Source organism: Achromobacter sp. CF-sbj1-Ac2-l (genome assembly GCF_052698165.1).
On sequence record NZ_CP199855.1, the window covers coordinates 111,391 to 128,520 of the forward strand.

14 protein-coding genes and 1 pseudogene are annotated in these 17,130 nt (G+C 71.0%); 1 reads left to right on the forward strand and 14 read right to left on the reverse strand.

From position 1 onward, the window contains the following. Window positions 1-5: 5 nt before the first annotated feature. From ACUDCK_RS00495 to ACUDCK_RS00505, 3 genes and pseudogenes are all read right to left on the reverse strand, one after another. Window positions 6-596 (reverse strand): isochorismatase family cysteine hydrolase, encoded by a 591-nt coding sequence (locus ACUDCK_RS00495; protein WP_064527475.1) that lies wholly within the window; start codon window positions 594-596, stop codon window positions 6-8. A 105-nt stretch (window positions 597-701) separates the two neighbouring features. Beyond that, complete coding sequence (locus ACUDCK_RS00500) at window positions 702-1,607, reverse strand: hypothetical protein (RefSeq protein WP_175167299.1); 906 nt, start codon at window positions 1,605-1,607, stop codon at window positions 702-704. 245 nt (window positions 1,608-1,852) lie between these two features. Next, window positions 1,853-2,143: pseudogene (locus tag ACUDCK_RS00505) on the reverse strand (PLP-dependent aminotransferase family protein); the annotation flags it as partial. A 93-nt stretch (window positions 2,144-2,236) separates the two neighbouring features. Between ACUDCK_RS00505 and ACUDCK_RS00510 the strand changes: the two are divergent. After that, window positions 2,237-3,298, forward strand: a complete 1,062-nt coding sequence (locus ACUDCK_RS00510) for a YwqG family protein (protein WP_175167298.1) — start codon at window positions 2,237-2,239, stop codon at window positions 3,296-3,298. A 58-nt stretch (window positions 3,299-3,356) separates the two neighbouring features. On the opposite strand, the gene ACUDCK_RS00515 is transcribed toward ACUDCK_RS00510, so the two are convergent. The 11 genes from ACUDCK_RS00515 to ACUDCK_RS00565 form a co-directional block, all read right to left on the reverse strand. Next, on the reverse strand, window positions 3,357-5,009 hold the full coding sequence (locus ACUDCK_RS00515) for an acyl-CoA synthetase (protein ID WP_175167297.1): 1,653 nt from the start codon (window positions 5,007-5,009) through the stop codon (window positions 3,357-3,359). A gap of 9 nt (window positions 5,010-5,018) precedes the next feature. After that, complete coding sequence (locus ACUDCK_RS00520; RefSeq protein ID WP_175167296.1) at window positions 5,019-6,083, reverse strand: phosphotransferase family protein; 1,065 nt, start codon at window positions 6,081-6,083, stop codon at window positions 5,019-5,021. Then, on the reverse strand, window positions 6,080-7,306 hold the full coding sequence (locus tag ACUDCK_RS00525) for an acyl-CoA dehydrogenase family protein (protein WP_006389424.1): 1,227 nt from the start codon (window positions 7,304-7,306) through the stop codon (window positions 6,080-6,082). The genes ACUDCK_RS00520 and ACUDCK_RS00525 overlap by 4 nt, the downstream gene beginning before the upstream one ends. A gap of 27 nt (window positions 7,307-7,333) precedes the next feature. Next, window positions 7,334-8,095 (reverse strand): SDR family NAD(P)-dependent oxidoreductase, encoded by a 762-nt coding sequence (locus ACUDCK_RS00530; RefSeq protein ID WP_175167295.1) that lies wholly within the window; start codon window positions 8,093-8,095, stop codon window positions 7,334-7,336. Window positions 8,096-8,128: 33 nt separating this feature from the next. Continuing rightward, window positions 8,129-10,276 carry an acetate--CoA ligase family protein gene (locus tag ACUDCK_RS00535; RefSeq protein WP_175167294.1) on the reverse strand — a complete coding sequence of 716 codons (2,148 nt, stop codon included), beginning with the start codon at window positions 10,274-10,276 and terminating at the stop codon, window positions 8,129-8,131. A 38-nt stretch (window positions 10,277-10,314) separates the two neighbouring features. Beyond that, on the reverse strand, window positions 10,315-11,286 hold the full coding sequence (locus tag ACUDCK_RS00540) for a tripartite tricarboxylate transporter substrate binding protein (RefSeq protein WP_175167293.1): 972 nt from the start codon (window positions 11,284-11,286) through the stop codon (window positions 10,315-10,317). A gap of 61 nt (window positions 11,287-11,347) precedes the next feature. Beyond that, on the reverse strand, window positions 11,348-11,689 hold the full coding sequence (locus ACUDCK_RS00545; protein WP_175167292.1) for a Zn-ribbon domain-containing OB-fold protein: 342 nt from the start codon (window positions 11,687-11,689) through the stop codon (window positions 11,348-11,350). Continuing rightward, a complete protein-coding gene (locus ACUDCK_RS00550) occupies window positions 11,686-12,834 on the reverse strand; it encodes a thiolase family protein (RefSeq protein ID WP_175167291.1) in 1,149 nt (382 codons plus the stop codon). Before ACUDCK_RS00550 ends, ACUDCK_RS00545 begins: the two co-directional genes overlap by 4 nt. Further along, on the reverse strand, window positions 12,827-13,597 hold the full coding sequence (locus ACUDCK_RS00555) for an IclR family transcriptional regulator (RefSeq protein WP_020925677.1): 771 nt from the start codon (window positions 13,595-13,597) through the stop codon (window positions 12,827-12,829). The genes ACUDCK_RS00550 and ACUDCK_RS00555 overlap by 8 nt, the downstream gene beginning before the upstream one ends. A gap of 126 nt (window positions 13,598-13,723) precedes the next feature. Then, window positions 13,724-14,956 (reverse strand): MFS transporter, encoded by a 1,233-nt coding sequence (locus ACUDCK_RS00560; protein ID WP_054515622.1) that lies wholly within the window; start codon window positions 14,954-14,956, stop codon window positions 13,724-13,726. Window positions 14,957-15,084: 128 nt separating this feature from the next. After that, window positions 15,085-17,100 carry an acetyl/propionyl/methylcrotonyl-CoA carboxylase subunit alpha gene (locus ACUDCK_RS00565; protein WP_175167290.1) on the reverse strand — a complete coding sequence of 672 codons (2,016 nt, stop codon included), beginning with the start codon at window positions 17,098-17,100 and terminating at the stop codon, window positions 15,085-15,087. Window positions 17,101-17,130 lie beyond the last annotated feature (30 nt).

Sequence of the window (17,130 nt, forward strand, 5' to 3'; positions counted from 1 at the left end):
TCAACTCATTGGTTCGATAGGCCGCCCAGCAGGGACAGGGCGGCGTCCAGCGACAGCACGGTCGTGCGGGACTCGAAAGCGGTCGCGAACAGGTGGTCGTGCACGACCGGGTCGGGGTCGTAGCAACAGTCCTTGACGGTCAGCAGGCGGTAGTCGGCGTCGCTGGCGTGGGCGATGGACGACAGCATGACGCCGGTGGACGCGACGCCCACCATGATCAGGGTGTCGATGCCCTGGGCCGACAGCCGCGGTTGCAGGTCGGTGCCGAAGAACACGCTGGCGCGGTGGGCCAGGATGATGGGTTCGTCGTCGCGCCGGCCGAGTTCGGGTGAGACGCGGTCATGCACGAAGCGGCCCAACTGGCGGATGCCCTGCCCGTTCTTGTTGAGCGGGCTGACTTCCGGGTAGCCGGGACTGAAATGGATCTTGGCGAAGTAGACGCTCACACCGGCGCGGCGGGCGGCGTCGCATAGCTGCCGTGTGTTGGCCAGCAGCGTGGGGGCGACCGACGGGAACAGGTCCATGATGTCGGTCTGGTAGTGCATGACCAGCAGGGCGCTGCGCGCCGGGGTGATGGCCAGGGGCTGGGAGGTCATGGTTCGCTCCGTGAAGAGGGTCTGCATGACCTGTCAGTGTAGCGGCAGTCGCGGGACGGGTTGGGCGGGCGGCGGCGCGGGCCGGCGCGCCTGCCGCGTCATCGTTTACTTCTCGGTGTACTTCTTGCCGGCTTCGTCGTAGACGTAGCTGACCGCGTCGGCGGGGCCCAGTTTGCGGGTCTTGCCCGGGCCGGAGATTTCGGTGCCGCTGGGGGTGACGGTCAGGCGCGGCATGTCGCTGCCGTTCTGCGCGGTGAAGGTCAGCTTGCCGGTCTTGGCGACGCAGGGCATGACGTCGCCGTCGGCGCAGGCGGCGCTGTTGTCGTCGCCGGTGAGAATGCTGCCCAGGTAGGTCCAGACCTTGTCCTTGAGCTCGTCGCGCGGGCCGGGATTGAAGACGAACAGGGCGTAGCCTTCGAAGCTGGTGCCGTTGTCAAAGCCCTGGGTCGGCACGGCCAGCAGCAGCTTGCCTTCCGGGGTGCGGTAGTCGAGCGGCTTGCGGCTAGTGTCGACGGCTTCGGCCCGTTCGTAGGCGCCGAACATGCCGATGGTGTGCTCCATGCCGCGGAACTTCCAGGGGCGTTCGGCGGTGGAGCCGGTCAGGGTAAAGGTGGCTTCGGCCAGGTTGACCTGGGTCTCGGGGCCGGCTTCGTCTTCGCCGGGCTTGCCGTATTTTTCGCGGGTGTCCCAGGTGAAGCCGGTGAAGTATTGCGTGCCGTTCAGTTCGAAGGCGTGGCCGAACCAGTAGGTGGCGACGCTGCCGTTGGCCACTTCGTACGAGTCGGCGCCCTTGCCGTCGATCTGGTAGATGGCGTACATCACCGTGGGGGCATCGGGCGGGGTGACGGCGGTGGCCTGGGCGGCGGCGGGCTTGGGAGCGGCCGGCTCGGCGGCGTTGGCCGCCAGGGCGCCCGGGCTGGCGAACGCGGCCAGCGTGGCGGCAAACAGGCCGGCGAGCGTGGCGCGCAGCAGCGGGCGGGGGGACGGGCGGACGTTCAGACGCGTTTTCATGTCGGACTTGTTCTCATCGGTCTTCGGTAAGCGCACGTGGCGCATGATGCGGCGCCATCTTAGTGGCCGGCCGGGGCTGGCGTCGGACAGCAATTTGCCAATTGTGTCCGACTGCAAGGCCTGCGCGCAGGCGCGTCGATGGCGCGGGCGGAAAAGCAACAGTGGGCGCATCCGGCAAGGCGGCCGCCCGGCATTCCCGCCGAGGATGGCGAATCGCCCTTGCGCGTTGCGCAGGCCTGCCCGCCCTACCTGTCCGTCTGGTCCGCCACCACCCGCGCCACCGCTTCCAATGCGCGCCGCAAGGCGTCCAGGTCCACCGAGCCCAGCGCCAGCCGGATCGCGTGCGGCACGTGTGAGACGGCGAAGGGATGAGCCGTGGAGACGGCGATGCGTTCGCGCATCAGCGCCATGGCGATGGCATCGGCGCGCACTTCCGGCGCCAGCGGCAGCCAGACGAAGTATGACGACGGGTGGACGACCGGATGCAGCAGGCCCAGGACCTGCGCGGCAATGCGTTGGCGCTGGGCGGCATCGCGGGGTACCTCATGTCGCCGTCCTAGAATGGCGCTTTATGCGGCGACGCCCGCCGCACTTTCGCCAGCGCGCCGCGCCCCAGGAGGATTGCCGTCATGGACTTCACCCCGTTGCCTTCGGACCAGGACGCCCTGCGCCGTTCGCTCGACGCCACCGATCTGCCAGCCAGCGTGATCTCCAGACTGCTGGAACAGGCGCGTCCCGCGCTGGTGCTGGCGACCACCGCCCGCGAGGAGGACGCGATCCCCCTGGGCGCCAGCAAGATCGGCGGGCGCCCGGACCTGCCGCGTGGCATGGCCTGGCCGACGCGGCCGGCCTATCCAGACGCGAACGAGCGCGCCGCCGGCCATCGCAAGGAGGCCGAGCGCCTGCTGGCGGATTCGAAGAAAAAAGGATCGTGGATGACGCCGGCGCAAGGCGAGCGTTTCAGCGCGGATGCCCGCGCCCGGGCGGATGCGGTGGAAACGGCGTTTCCGCTGACGTTCCTTGGGCAGTTCGATCTGGCCGCGTTGTCGCGGGAAGCGGGATTCGACGCCGCGCTGCCGCGCGAGGGCCGGCTGCTGGTGTTCTACGATTTCCTGGAACAGGCCGAGAGCTTCACGCCGGCGGCTTCGGTGGGTTGGCGCGTGCTGTGGGACACCACGCCCGCGGCGGGGCTGGAACGGGCGCCGGTGCCGCATGCGCTGGCCTCGCTGTCGGACGACGAATGGACCTGCGTGTTCCGCGCGGCGCCGGTCTCGGCCCGCACGGTGCTGACGCCGATCGGTGTCGATGACGCGGGCTGGGATGCGTTTGCCCTGGAGGACGACGAGGCCTACGAAAACTACCAGGATTGGCGGTCGCGGTTTGGCACGCCGGACATGGATGGCCGCGACAACCATCAGCTCGGCGGCTATCCACAGTCGTTGCAGAATGGCATGCAGGCCACTTGCCAACTGGTGTCGCACGGCCTGGATTGCGGCGGCAGCGCGGTCTGGCGCAGCGAGGCCGCGCAGGCCCTGTTGCCGGGGGCGAGGGACTGGCGGCTGGTGTTGCAGATCGGCGCCGACCCGCACGCCGGCATTCCGCAGCCGGGCGCCTATTACGTGCTGATGCGCGAGCAGGATATCGCGGCGCGCCGCTTCGATCTGGCGCGCGTCACGTATCAATGCGACTGACGCGTCGCCGGCGAGCCGCTATCGCGCCGGGCGGGCGTGAACCGCCCGGCCCTGTGCGTCATGCGGGAGGCTCGCCGTCATCCAACGCCGCCGCCTGCTCGCGCAGCACGAACTTCTGGATCTTGCCGGTGGAGGTCTTGGGCAGGGCGCCGAACACCACGGTGCGCGGCGTCTTGAAGCGCGCCAGGTGTTCGCGGCAGTAGGCGATCAGGTCGTCGGCGCTGCGCGACGCGCCCTCTTTCAGCGTGACGAAGGCGCACGGCGTTTCGCCCCACACCGCGTCGGGACGCGCCACCACGGCGGCTTCCAGCACGTCCGGGTGGCGGTACAGCACGCTTTCGATTTCCACGGTCGAGATGTTTTCGCCGCCCGAGATGATGATGTCCTTGGCGCGGTCCTTGATCTCGATGTAGCCGTCGGCATGCACCACGGCCAGGTCGCCGGAATGGAACCAGCCGCCGGCGAAGGCGTCGGCGGTGGCGTCGGGGTTGTGCAGATAGCCCTTCATTAACGTATTGCCGCGCAGCATGATCTCGCCCAGCGTGGCGCCGTCGGCCGGCACCGGCCGCATGGCGGCGTCCATCACCTGAACCGCTTCGACGTTGAGCTTGCGCACGCCGATGCGGGCCTTGAGCGCGGCGCGCTCGGCCAGCGGCAGGTCGTCCCATTCGTCGTGCCAGGCGCAGCCGATCGACGGGCCGTAGGTTTCGGTCAGTCCGTACAGGTGGGTGACGCCCACGCCCAGTTGCTCCATCGCTTCGATGATCGCGGCGGGGGGCGCGGCGCCGCCGGTCATGGCCTGCACGCGATGCGTGGCGCGGTGGCGGACGTTGGCAGGGGCGTTGACCAGCATGTTCAGCACCACCGGGGCGGCGCAGAAGAAGCCGACCCGATGGCGGCGGATGGCCTCGAAGATGGCCGCCGGCTCCACGCGCCGCAGGCAGACGTTGGTGCCCGCCAGCGCCGCCAGGGTCCACGGGAAGCACCAGCCGTTGCAGTGGAACATGGGCAGCGTCCACAGGTAGACGGCGTGCGGCGGCATGCCGCAGGCCAGCACGTTGCCGGTGGCGTTCAGGTAGGCGCCGCGATGGTGATAGAGCACGCCCTTGGGGTTGCCGGTGGTGCCCGAGGTGTAGTTCAGGCAGAGGTTGTCCCATTCGTCCCGCGGCCCTTCCCAGGGCGCGTCGGCCGGTTGCGCGGCGAGCCAGGCTTCGTACTCCGCATCGCCCAGGTCGCCGTGCGAGCCGGTGTATTCGCTGTCTTCGATGCGCACGGTGCGCGGCGGTGTGCGCAGGTGGCCCAGCACCTCGCGCACCAGCGGCGCGTATTCGCTGTCGTACAGCAGCACGGTGGCGCCGCCGTGTTGCAGAATGAACGCCAGCGTGCGCGCGTCGAGCCGGGTGTTGAGCGCGTTCAGCACCGCGCCGGCCATCGGCACGCCGAAGTGCGCTTCGTACAGGGCCGGCGTGTTGGGCGCGAGCACCGCCACCACGTCGCCCCGGCGCACGCCCCAGGCGGCCAGCGCCGCCGCCATCTGGCGGCAACGGTCGTAGGTGGCGCGCCAGCTCTGGCTATGGCTGCCGTGCAGCAGCGCGGCGCGTTCCGGGTAGACGGCCGCCGCCCACGCCAGGAAACCCAGCGGCGTCAGGGGCTGGTGGTTGGCGGCGTTGCGGGGCAGTGTGTCGTCGGACGCGGATGGCGATGCGGTCATGATGCGCTCCTAGTGGCCTGCGGTGGCCAGGCGTGCGGATTCGCGTTGCGCGGCCTGCCAGCCGAGCGCGGCCAGCGGTTCGACGCGCGCGCCCATCTCCAGCGCATCGGTGGCGGCGGCGTTGCCGGCGCGGGCGCGCGCGTACACGCCCTGCAGAATGGCGGCGATGCGAAAGAAGCTGTAGGCCAGGTAGAAATCCCAGTTGGGCGGCGGCGCGATGCCGCGCGTCTCGCAATAGGCGCGCACGAACTGCGCTTCGTCGGGGATGCCCAGCGCCGCCAGGTCCAGGCCGGCGATGCCGCGCCACAGGGACGGCGGGATGCGCCAGCACATGCAGTGATAGGCCAGGTCCGCCAGCGGATGGCCCAGGGTCGACAGCTCCCAGTCCAGCAGCGCGATGGCGCGCGGTGCGTCGGGCGCGAATACCAGGTTGTCGATGCGGTAGTCGCCGTGCACCAGGCGGGTCTGGTCGTCATGCGGCAGATGCTGCGGCAGCCAGTCGATCAGCGCGTCCATGGCGGGGATGGACGTGGTTTCGGTGTCGCGGTACTGGCGGGTCCAGCGCGCCACCTGGCGCGCGAAGTAGTCGCCGGCCTTGCCGTAGTCCGCGAGCCCGACGGCGGCCGGTTCCACCGCGTGCAGCGCGGCCAGCACGCGGCCGGTCTCGGCATACAACGCGGCGCGCTCGGCGGGGGCCAGGCCCGGCAGCGCCGGGTCCATGAAGACGCGGCCGCGCGCATAGCTCATCAGGTAGAACGGCGTGCCGACGATGGCGGGATCGGCGCAGTAGTGCAGCATGGCCGGCACGGGCACGGCGGTGCCGGCCAGCGCGGCCATGACACGGTACTCGCGGTCGATGGCGTGGGCCGAGGGCAGCAGCGTGCCGGGCGGCTGCTTGCGCAGCACGCGCGCACCGCTGTCATCTTCCAGCAGGTAGGTCGGATTGGACTGGCCGCCCGTCAATGCCCGCGCGCGCAGGCCGCTGGCGTTGCCCAGGCCCTGCGCCGACAGGTAGGCGGCCAGCGCGGGCAGCCAATCGGGGGCGGCGTTGGTGGCGTGATCGGGCGCGCTCATACCAGCGCCTTGCGCGGCGCGTCCGCGTCGTCCCACTGCCAGAACGCATCGCCCTGGTCCATCAGGTAACGCGCCAGCACCATCTTGTGCACTTCGGAGGCGCCGTCCACCAGCCGCGCCTGGCGCGCGTAGCGGTAGATCCATTCCAGCGGCGTGTCTTTGGAATAGCCGCGCGCGCCGTTCAACTGCAGCGCGGTGTCGACCACCTTGTGCAGGGTTTCCGACACCACGATCTTGGCCATGGAGATTTCCTTGCGCGCGAAGTCGCCCTGATCCAGCCGCGCGGCGGCGCGCATGGTGAGCAGTCGGCCGATCTCGATCTGCATGGCGGCGTCGCCCAGCAGCCATTGCACCCCCTCGCGGTCGGCCAGCTTCTGGCCAAAGCTGCTGCGTTCGCCGACGTAGTCCACCGCCACCGCCATGGCGCGCCGCGCGAGGCCCAGCCAGCGCATGCAGTGCGTCAGGCGCGCCGGACCCAGGCGGATCTGCGTCAGCTTGAGGCCGTCGCCCACTTCCATCAGGCGGTTCTCGTCGGGGATTTCCAGGCCGTCGAATTCCAGCTCGCAATGGCCGCCGTGTTCTTCCGGGCCCATGATGGGGATGCGGCGGACAATGCGCCAGCCGGGCTGGTCGGCGTCGAACAGGAAGGCCGACAGGCCCTTGCGGGCGTCGTCCGAAGTGCGCGCGATCAGGATGAAATGCTGCGCGGCGCCGGCGCCGGTGATGAACCACTTGCGGCCATGGATCAGCCATTTGTCGCCCTGGCGGGTGGCGGTGGTGCGCATCATTGACGGGTCCGAGCCGCTGCCGGGGCTGGGTTCGGTCATCACGAAGGACGAGCGCACCTTGCCGTCGATGATGGGTTGCAGCCAGCGGTCCTGCTGGTCGGGCCGCGCCACCTGCGCCAGCACGCGCATGTTGCCGTCGTCGGGGGCGGCGGCGTTGAAGGCGGCCGGGCCGAAGATGGAGCGGTTCATCTCTTCGTAGCAGGCGGCCAGGCCCACCATCGGCAGGCCCTGGCCGCCGCGCTTGCGCGGCATCTGCAGGGCCCACAGGCCGGCCTCGCGGGCCTTGGCGCGCACGCGGTCCAGCAGGGCGGCGTCGATGTTCTCGTGGTCGTCGTAGTTGGCGCGGTCGGCTTCCAGCGGAATCAGCTCGCGGTCGACGAAGGCGCGCACGCGCTGGCGGTAGTCTTCGAGTTCGGGGGGCAGCGAAAAATCCATGGCGGGGTCTCCGGATGGGATGCGGGTTCAGAGCGAGCTGGCCAGGTGGCCGCCGTCCACGTCGATGACCGCGCCGGTCATGTAGGCGGAGGCATCGGAGGCCAGCAGCAGCAAGGGGCAGTCCAGGTCCTGCGGGCGGCCCAGGCGGCGCTGCGGGATGCGCTTGACCAGGGCCTCGCCGGCGGGCGTGGCGAAGAAGTCGCGATTCAGGTCGGTGCCGATGTAGCCGGGCGCCAGCGCGTTCACGCGGATGCCGTGGCGCGCCCATTCCAGCGCCAGGGCGCGGGTCAGGTGCAGCAGGCCGGCCTTGGCGGCGGTGTAGGCGGCCACGTGCGAGGCCACGCGCTGGCCCAGGATCGAGGCGATGTTGATGATGGCGCCGGGCCGGCCGTGGCCGTGGAAGTGGCGCGCGGCGCACTGCGCCACCCGCCACGCGCCGTTCAGGTTGACATCGATCAGGCCGGTCCACTCGTCCTCGCTGATGTCGAGCGCGGGGCGAGTCATGGCGATGCCGGCGTTGTTGACGACGATGTCGACCGGGCCGAGCGCCTGCTCGACCTGGGTGAATGCCGCCAGCACGCTGTCGGGTTGGGTGACATCCATGCCCGCGACCCAGGCCTGGCCGCCCTGCGCGCGGATCTCCGTTGCCAGGGTTTCGCCCAGTTCGGTCCGGCGCCCGCACAGCGCCACGCGCGCGCCGGCCTCGGCCAGCCGCAGCGCGAAGTGGCGGCCCAGTCCGCTGTAGGCGCCGGTGACCAGCGCGGTCTTGGATTTCAGGTCTTCAAACATCGGTGCGTCTCCTTTGTTTGTGTGCCGGCGGCATTACGCCGCCTCGCTGGCGGCGGGCTGGCGCGCGGCGTTGAGTTCCACCAGCGCATCCACCGCCACCGCGCCCTGTCCCACGGCGCCGACCATCACCGGGTTGATGTCGACCGACGCCAGGCGCGGACCGGCCGCCAGGGCGTAGCGGCCCAGCGCCACCGCCTGTTGCGCCAGGGCCTGCACGTCGGCCGGCGGATCGCCGCGCACCCCTTGCAGCAGCGTGCCGATGCGCAGGCCGCGCAGCTTCTCGATCACCTGCGCGGCATCGAACGGCGGCATCAGCACCGCCACGTCGCGCAGCGCCTCGACGTATTTGCCGCCGCTGCCGATCATGACGACCGGCCCCAGCACCGGATCAACGCGCGCGCCCAGCGCGCATTCTTGCAGGCCGCGCTGCATCCGCGCGACGAGCCAGGCGCCATCGCGCACGTCCAGCTTACCCAAGGTTTGGGCTTGATGGGCAAAAGCCGTGCGCAGCGAGGCCTCGTCGTTCAGGCCCAGCGCCACCAGCCCGTGCTCGGACTTGTGCGGCAGTTGCGCCGAGCAGGCCTTCAATGCCACCGGCGCGCCGATGCGGCGCCACGCGGCAATGGCCTCGTCGGCCGTGCGGCAGACGGCGTGTTCGATTACCGCCAGCCCGTTATCGGCCAGCAGCGCAAGGCTGGCCGCCTCGGACAGGAAGCCGCCGGCCGCTTCGGGCGCCGGATCGGCCGCCACAATGCCTTGCGATGCTGGCGGCGACGCCATGCGGCCGCGTTCGCGCAACCGCCGCAGGCGCAACAGCGCCGACAAGGCATCCATCGCCTGGATCTCGTCGGCGTAAACGGGCAGGCCGCGCGCGCGGAATGCGCTGGCCACGTTGTCCTGCCACGCCACCACCACGACCGGTTTGGAGGCGGTTTGCGCGAAGCCGGCCGCATCCGCCGCGAACGAGGCCACGTCGTAGCCGCGCCCCGCCACTGGAATATCGAGCAGGAACATGTCGGCCGCCGGGTCGGCGCCGATTACGGGCAGCACTTGCCCGAACAGGCCGTTGTTCGACAGCAGCGCGGCGGTGATGTCCACGGGGTTGACGGTGGTGGCATAGCCGGGCAGACGCTCGGCCAGCGCCTGCTGGGTGGCGTCGGCCAGCGGCGCGATCTCCAGGCCGCGCTCGGCGGCCGCGTCCGAGGCCAGCACGCAGCTGGCGCCGGAGTTGCTGACCACCACCACGCGCGGGCCTTGCGGCAAGGGGCTGCGCAGGGCCAGTTCGGCGTAGCGCACCAGTTCCTGCGGATCGCGCGCGCGCAGGATGCCGTGGTGTTCGAAGAACGCATCCACCGCGCGGTCCTCATTGGCCAGCGCGCCGGTATGCGAGGCCGCGGCGCGCGCGCCGGCCTCGGAGCGGCCCGACTTGACCACGATCAGCGGCACGCCGCGCGCCCGCGCCAGCGCGGCCGCCTCGGCCAGCGGCCCTGCCTCGCGCAGCGATTCCAGGTACAGCAGCACGCAGCCGACTTCCGGATCGCGCAGCGTCGCGCAGGCCAGTTCGGCGACCGACACGTCGGCCTCGTTACCGGTGGCATGCACGTGGCGCACGCCGATGCCGCGCTGGCGTAGCAGGCCGTAGACCATGGCGCACATGCCGCCGCTCTGGCTGATGACCGCCACCGGCCCGTCGCCCGGCGCCACCTCCAGGAACATGGTGGAGAAGCTGGCGATGGCGCCGTTGCCGAAGTTGGCCAGGCCCTGCGAGTTGGGGCCGACGATGCGCATGCCGGCGGCGCGGGCGCGCGCCGTCATCGCATCCTGCAGGGCGCGCCCGGCTTCACCGGTTTCCGAGAAGCCGGCCGAGATGACGATGGCCGCCGCCACGCCCAGCGCGGCGCAGTCATCCACCGCCCGCAACGCCTGCTCGCCCGCCACCGCCACGATCGCCAGGTCCGGCGCGGCGGGCAACGCGGCCAGGCTGGGCCAGGCGCGTTCGCCCTGGACTTCGGCGCGTTGCGGGTTGATCGGGTACAGCGTGCCCGCATAGCCGTGGCGCCGCATGTAGTGGATCGGCCGGCCGCCGATCTTGTCGGGATTGTCGGAGGCGCCGACGATCGCGATCGAGGCCGGATCGAGCAGGCGCGCGAGGCTGGCGTCGCCGATGGGTACAGAAGCCATGAAACTCCCCTGGGTAGGATGAAGGCGGCCGCGCGCGGTCAATTGACCGTGGCGCCGGAAGTCTTGACCACGCCAGCCCATTTATCGACCTCGACTTCGAGGAAGCGCGCCGTGTCGGCGGGCGTCTTCCATGCCGGGGCGAAGCCCTGGGCGGCGAATTTCTGCTGGATGTCGGCGCGGCCCAGCACCTTCTGCAGGGCGCCGTTCAATCGGTCCACCACCGATGCCGGCGTGCCGGCCGGGGCCAGCAGCCCGTTCCAGGCGGTGGCTTCGTAGCCCGGCAGCCCGGCCTCGGCCACGGTGGGCACGTTGGGCGCGGCGGGCGAGCGCGCTGCGCCGGTCACGGCCAGCGCCTTGAGCTTGCCGCCGTTCACGTAGGGCATCGACGACAGCATGGTGTCGAACATGATGTCGGCCTGGCCGCCCATCACGTCTGTCAGGGCCGGCGCGCTGCCGCGATAGGGCACGTGCACCATGCGCACGCCGGCCATGGCGCCGAACAGTTCGGCCGCCAGGTGGGTGGACTGGCCGTTGCCCGACGAGGCGAAGGTCAGCTTGCCCGGCGTGGACTTGGCCAGCGCGATCAGCTCGCGCACGTTGCCGGCGGGCAGGTCCGGCCGCGTCACGATCACCAGCGGGCCGCTGGTCAGCAGCGACACGGGCGCGAAGCTCTTGCGGGTGTCGTAGTTCAGGTTCTTGAACAGCGACATGTTGATGGCGTGGGCCGTGGTCGCCAGCAGCAGCGTGTAGCCGTCGGGCGCGGCCTTGGCCACCATGTCGGCGCCGATGTTGCCGCCGGCGCCGGAGCGGTTGTCGACGATGATGGTCTGCTTGAGTTCGTCGCCCAGGCCCTGCGCGACCACGCGGGCCACGATGTCGGTGGGCCCGCCCGGCGGGTACGGCACCACCAGGGTGATGGGTTTGGTCGGCCAGTCCTGGGCGGCCGAGGCGGCGGCTGCCACCAGGGAAAGCGCGGCCAGGGCCGTGCGGCATGCTGCGATTGCGCGCATGATTGTCTCCTCCGTCGTGCGGATATGTTGTTTTGCTGGGGATGGTGTTGCCGGCGGCGCTTCAAGGCGGCCGGCGCGCCTCGAAACCGAGCAATGCGCGGCCGTCGATCGTGATCGCGCGGCCCATGACCTGCTGGCCGATGGCAATGCCGGCGTCGGCATGGCCCATCAGCACCGCGCCCTCTTCCAGGCGCACCAGCACCAGCACGTAGGGCACGTGCGCGCGCCAGAAGGCGTCGGGCGCGCGGTGGATCTCGGTGCGCGCCAGCACTACGCCCGCGCCGCTGCTGCGCCGCCATGGCAGGTTGCTGCCGCCGCAATGGGCGCAGGCGTAGGGGCGCAGCGCCCACCAGGCGCCGCAATCCTCGCAGCGCTGCAATTCCAGCGGATCGCGGGTGTTCATCGATGGCCCTCCGCCTGCAGCACCAGGCTGACGTGGGCGGACAGCACGCCGCCGTCCGCATGCACCAGCGCGCAGCGCGGCGCGCCCGCCTGCCGCGATCCGGCCTGGCCCGCCAACTGCGTCCAGGCCTCGGCCACGTGCGCCATGCCGCCGGCCACGCCGGAATGCCCGAACGACAGCAGGCCCCCATGGGTGTTGAGCGGCAGCGGCCCGGCCGCGTCGAAGTCGCCGCGCCGTGCGCGATCCGCCGCGCCGCCGCGCGGCGCGAAGCCCAGTTCTTCCAGCAGCATGGCCAACGTGATGGTGAAGGAGTCGTAGATGCCCAGGTAGTCGACCTGGTCCGGGCCGATGCCGGCGTCGGCATAGGCCTGCCCGAGCGCGCGCGCCGCGCCGGTGTCGAGAATGTCGCGCAGCGCCGACAGGTGCTGGTGGCGATGCGCCTGCCCCGCGCCGCTGATGCGCACCGGCCCTTCGTCGGCGCCGACCACCAGCGCCACCGCGCCGTCGGAAATCGGGCAGCAGTCCAGCAGGTGCAGCGGCGTGGCGATGGGCCGGGACGCCAGCACCTGGTCCACGCTGATGGCTTCGTTCAGGTGCGCATGGGGGTGGCTGGCGGCGTGGCGGCGCATCAACGCGGCGAGCTCGGCCAGGTCCTCGCGGCGGGTGCCGGTCTGGTGCATGTAGGCGGAGGCCAGCAGCGCGTAATAGGCTGGCACCGACGCGCCGTTGGGCACCTCGGTATCGGCTTCGCCAACCTGCGCCAGTGTCTGGATGGAGGCGTCGACGGCCTGGCCGGTCAGGCGGTTCTCGCCCGCCACCACCAGCACGCGGCGGCAGCGGCCGGCGCGCACCAGTTCGCGCGCCAGCATCACCATGGCCGCGCCGGTGGCGCCGCCCATCTGCATGCCGTGGGCGTAGCGCGGGTCCAGGCCCAGCTTTTCGCTGAGCAGCGTGGCCAGCATCAAGTGCGGAAAGGTGGTGGCGTAGCCGCACAGCACGCCGTCGATATCGGCGCGCCGCAGGCCGGACTGCGCCAGCGCGGCGTTGGCGGCCTCGGCCATCAGGTCCAGGGCCGAGCGGCCCTCGTGGCGGCCGAAGCGCGTGGTGGCCGCGGCCAGCAGGCAGGCGTGGTGAAGATCAGGCATGGGGCATCCAGGCGCGTTCGATGGCGCGGGCTTCGGCCGCCAGCGCCTGGGCCAGTTCCTGTTCGCGCGATTCGACCCGCTCGCTCAAGGCGGCCACGCTCAGCGCGGCGATGGCGCGGCCGCTGGGGCCGCGTACGGCCACGCCCAGGCCCCCCATCTTTTCCACCACCACGTCCAGCAGCATGGCGTGGCCGAGCTCGCGGGCGCGCGCCGTCATCTGTTCCAGCAGCCGCACGGGATAGCGCGGGTAGCGTTCCTGCAACCGCTGGTGCACCGGCGGCAGCACCGCCTGGGTTTCGTTCTCGTCCATGGCCGCCAGCAGCGCCAGGCTGCCGGCGCCGATGCCAAGCGGACGGCGGCTGCCGACCTCCAGGTAGTTGGCGCGGATCGGATAGTCGCCGAAGCACAGGTCCAGGCAGACCGATTCCCAGCCGGTCGGCATCGACAGGATGACGGTGTCGCCGAACTTGCGCGCCAGGCGGATCAGCGCTGGCCGCGCCAGGGCGCGCAGATCGAGGCCGTCGACCATGGCATGGTGCATGGCATAGACCTGCGGACCGAGCATGTAGTGCTTGCTGACCGGGTCTCGCTCCACGAAACCCTCGGCCTCCAGGTCCTTCAGGATGCGCAGCGCGGTGGACACGTCCAACTGCGCTGCCTGGGCGATGTCGGTCAGGCGCTGGACGCGCCGGTTCGACAGGCTGGCGAGGACGCGGCAGACCTTTTTCGTCGCGGAAACAAGGCTGGTATCCGGTGTAGACATGGCAGCGGCAGGACCCGTTGGCTGAACATGGTCACAAGATAGGCAGGCCGGCCGCGAGGGTAAAGTTGCGTCGCAACAAAATTTCGCCCAGCAACAATCGCGGTTTGCCGGGCGCTGCAGGCAGCGTCAGGCCGGTTCGGTTTCGGGATGCAGCGAACGCAGCCTGCGCAGCTCCGGGAACCAGTGCATCCACAGCCCCGCCACCGCAATCGTGCCCAGGCCGCCCACCACCACCGCCGGCACCGCGCCCAGCAGCGCCGCCATCACGCCGGACTCGAATTCCCCCAACTGGTTCGAGGCGCCGACGAACAGCGTGTTGACCGCGCTGACGCGGCCCAGCATGTGGTCGGGCGTGTTCAACTGCACCAGCGACGAGCGCACCACCACGCTGATGGCGTCGGCCGCGCCCAGCACCACCAGCGCGCCCACCGAGAGCGGGATCGAGGTCGACAGGCCGAACACGGTGGTGGCCAGGCCGAACAGGATCAGCGCGCCGAACAGCAGGCGGCCGACGTGCTCGCCCAGGCTCAGCCGCGCCAGCGTCAGCGACATCAGCATGGCGCCACAGGCCGGCGCGGCGCGCAGCGCGCCCAGGGCCCACGGACCGGCGTTGAGAATGTCCTTGGCGAAGATCGGCAGCAGCGCCGTGGCGCCGCCCAGCAGCACCGCGAACAGGTCCAGCGACAGCGTGCCCAGCAGAATGCGGCGCTGGAAGATGAAGGTGATGCCCGCGAACAGCGTGCGCCAGGTGGTCGGCTCCCTGCGCGGCGGGGCGCGGTCGATCGACATGCTGGCGATGCAGGCGAAGCCGCACAGGTACAGCGCCGCCGCCACGCAGTAGATCCACCCTGCCCCCAGGCCATAGCCGATGCCGCCCAGCGCCGGGCCGGCGATCTGCGCGATCTGGCCGCCGGAGGACGACAGCGCGGTGGCGCGCGGCAGCCATTCGCGCGGCACGATGGCGGGAATCAGCGTGGTCAGCGTGGGCGCCTCGAAGGCGCGCGCCGAGCTCATGATGATGAGGGTGGCGTAGATCAGCGTCTTGCCGCCGACGCCATGCAGCGCCGCGATCGCCAGCAGCAGCGTGGCCAGGGTCTCGACCGCCATGCAGATGGCGACGATCTTGCGGCGGTCGTAGCGGTCGGCCACGTGGCCCACCACCAGCGTCAGCGCCGCCATCGGCAGGAACTGCGCCAGACCGATCAGGCCCAGGTCGAGCGCGCTGCCCGACAGCGCGTAGATCTGCCAGCCCACCGCCACCGAGACGATCTGGAAGGCCAGCGACGCGCCGATGCGCGCGAACAGGAAGTGCAGGAAGGCGGGTCGGTAAAGCGGACTGGGCGAGTCGGGGGCGGGCATCGGGGCGGAACGCGCGGCAGGCGCGCGGACGGCGCCGGAATGCGCATTCTATAAACAGCCGGCTGACGCCAAACTAAAGCGCCCGCCGGCCGTGGGGTCTTGCGCGCCGCCGGGGGGGGGCGGCCGCTTCAGGCGCCGATCGACACCAGTTCCGCGCCTTCCGTGACCTGGTCGCCCACCGCGTAGAACAGTTCCTCGACCTTGCCGTCGGCCGGCGCGGAGATGGTGTGCTCCATCTTCATCGCCTCCATCACCAGCAGCGGCTGGCCCTTGGCGACGCTGTCGCCGGCCTTGACGGCGATGGAGATGATCTTGCCCGGCATGGGGGCGGTCAGGCCGCCGCCGTGGTCGCCCTGGGTGTCCTGGGCGTGCGCCAGCGGGTCGTACAGGTCCAGCACGCGCGCGCCGCCGTCGCCGAAGACGTGGGCCTTGTCGGCGTGCAGCACCACGGTGCCGGCGCGTTCGCGGCCGTCCAGGGTGATGCGCAGCACGCGGGCCGGGCCGTCGCGGTCCTCGGCGCGCCAGGCGAAGGGCCGGGCGCCGTCGCCGCTGTCCAGCAGCCAGTCGGCGCCCTGGCGCGCGACGGTGACGTGACGGGTCTCGCCATTGTCGATCCATTGCAGCGTGCGCTGGTAGCGGCCGCCCAGGCGCCAGCCGTCGCGCGTGTCCCACGGATCGGCCGGCGCGGCGGCATGCGGCGCCGATTGCGCCTGGCCCTGGCTGGCCAGCACGGCGGCCGTGGCCAGCGCCAGCGTGGCGGCGTCGGCCGGCGTCGGCTCGGGCAGCAGCGTGGCGCGCTGGCGCTCGATCAGGCCGGTGTCGAGGTCGGCGGCGGCGAAGGCGCTGTCGCGCATCAGGCGCGACAGGAAGGCGACGTTGGTCTGCACCCCCACCGCCTGGGTCTGCGCCAGCGCTTGCAGCATGCGGGCGCGGGCCTGGTCGCGGTCGGCGCCGTGCACGATCAGCTTGGCGATCATGGGGTCGTAGAACGGCGTGATGGTGTCGCCGGTGCGCACCCCGCCATCGACGCGGATATCGCCGTTGGCGAAGGCGACGTGGGCCGGCAGGCCCAGGTAGGCCAGCGTGCCGATCGACGGCAGGAAGCCTTTCTCGGGGTTCTCGGCGTAGATGCGGGCCTCGATGGCGTGGCCGTGGATGCGCAGGTCTTCCTGGCGCGCCGGCAGCGGCTGGCCGGCGGCCACGCGCAACTGCCATTCGACCAGGTCGTGGCCGGTGATCATCTCGGTGACGGGGTGCTCGACCTGCAGGCGCGTGTTCATTTCCATGAAGTAGAAGCGGCCGTCGGGCTCGGCGATGAATTCCACCGTGCCGGCGCCCACGTAGCCCACCGCGCGCGCGGCGGCCACGGCGGCTTCGCCCATGGCGCGGCGGCGTTCCTCGGTCATGCCGGGCGCGGGCGCTTCCTCGATCACCTTCTGGTGGCGGCGCTGCACCGAGCAGTCGCGCTCGAACAGGTAGACGCAGTTGCCATGGGTGTCGGCGAACACCTGGATCTCGATATGGCGCGGCTTCTGCAGATAGCGTTCGATCAGCACGCGGTCGTCGCCGAAGCTGGAGGCGGCCTCGCGCTGGCACGAGGCCAGCGCATCGAGGAACGCGCCCGTCGATTCGACCACGCGCATGCCCTTGCCGCCGCCGCCGGCGCTGGCCTTGATCAGCACCGGGTAGCCGATGGCGTCGGCCTGTTCCTTGAGGAATTGCGGGTCCTGGTTGTCGCCGTGGTAGCCGGGCACCAGCGGCACGCCGGCCTTCTCCATCAGCGACTTGGCGGCGGACTTGCTGCCCATGGCGGCGATGGCCGAGGCCGGCGGGCCGACGAAGGCGATGCCGGCCTGTTCGGCGGCTTCGGCGAAGGCTTCGTTTTCCGACAGGAAGCCGTAGCCGGGGTGGATGGCTTGGGCGCCGGTATCGCGCGCGGCTTGCAGGATGGCGTCGGCGCGCAGGTAGCTGGCGCGCGGCTCGGGGCCGCCGATGTGCACCGCGATGTCGCAGGCGGCGACGTGGCGGGCGTCGGCGTCGGCGTCGGAATAGACGGCGACGGTGCGGATGCCCAGGCGGCGGGCGGTGGCGGCGACGCGGCAGGCGATCTCGCCGCGGTTGGCAATCAGCAGGGTATCGAACATGGCGTTATCCAGACTGGGATGATTCGTTGA

Excerpts from the sequence above, each read along its gene's own strand:
- ACUDCK_RS00550 (WP_175167291.1), bottom strand. The coding sequence starts at position 12,834 with ATGCCTGATCTTCACCACGCCTGCCTGCTGGCCGCGGCCACCACGCGC.
- ACUDCK_RS00535 (WP_175167294.1), bottom strand. The coding sequence starts at position 10,276 with ATGGCTTCTGTACCCATCGGCGACGCCAGCCTCGCGCGCCTGCTCGAT.
- ACUDCK_RS00555 (WP_020925677.1), bottom strand. The coding sequence starts at position 13,597 with ATGTCTACACCGGATACCAGCCTTGTTTCCGCGACGAAAAAGGTCTGC.
- ACUDCK_RS00545 (WP_175167292.1), bottom strand. The coding sequence starts at position 11,689 with ATGAACACCCGCGATCCGCTGGAATTGCAGCGCTGCGAGGATTGCGGC.
- ACUDCK_RS00530 (WP_175167295.1), bottom strand. The coding sequence starts at position 8,095 with ATGTTTGAAGACCTGAAATCCAAGACCGCGCTGGTCACCGGCGCCTAC.
- ACUDCK_RS00500 (WP_175167299.1), bottom strand. The coding sequence starts at position 1,607 with ATGAAAACGCGTCTGAACGTCCGCCCGTCCCCCCGCCCGCTGCTGCGC.
- ACUDCK_RS00565 (WP_175167290.1), bottom strand. The coding sequence starts at position 17,100 with ATGTTCGATACCCTGCTGATTGCCAACCGCGGCGAGATCGCCTGCCGC.
- ACUDCK_RS00515 (WP_175167297.1), bottom strand. The coding sequence starts at position 5,009 with ATGACCGCATCGCCATCCGCGTCCGACGACACACTGCCCCGCAACGCC.
- ACUDCK_RS00525 (WP_006389424.1), bottom strand. The coding sequence starts at position 7,306 with ATGGATTTTTCGCTGCCCCCCGAACTCGAAGACTACCGCCAGCGCGTG.
- ACUDCK_RS00540 (WP_175167293.1), bottom strand. The coding sequence starts at position 11,286 with ATGCGCGCAATCGCAGCATGCCGCACGGCCCTGGCCGCGCTTTCCCTG.
- ACUDCK_RS00510 (WP_175167298.1), top strand. The coding sequence starts at position 2,237 with ATGGACTTCACCCCGTTGCCTTCGGACCAGGACGCCCTGCGCCGTTCG.
- ACUDCK_RS00495 (WP_064527475.1), bottom strand. The coding sequence starts at position 596 with ATGACCTCCCAGCCCCTGGCCATCACCCCGGCGCGCAGCGCCCTGCTG.
- ACUDCK_RS00560 (WP_054515622.1), bottom strand. The coding sequence starts at position 14,956 with ATGCCCGCCCCCGACTCGCCCAGTCCGCTTTACCGACCCGCCTTCCTG.
- ACUDCK_RS00520 (WP_175167296.1), bottom strand. The coding sequence starts at position 6,083 with ATGAGCGCGCCCGATCACGCCACCAACGCCGCCCCCGATTGGCTGCCC.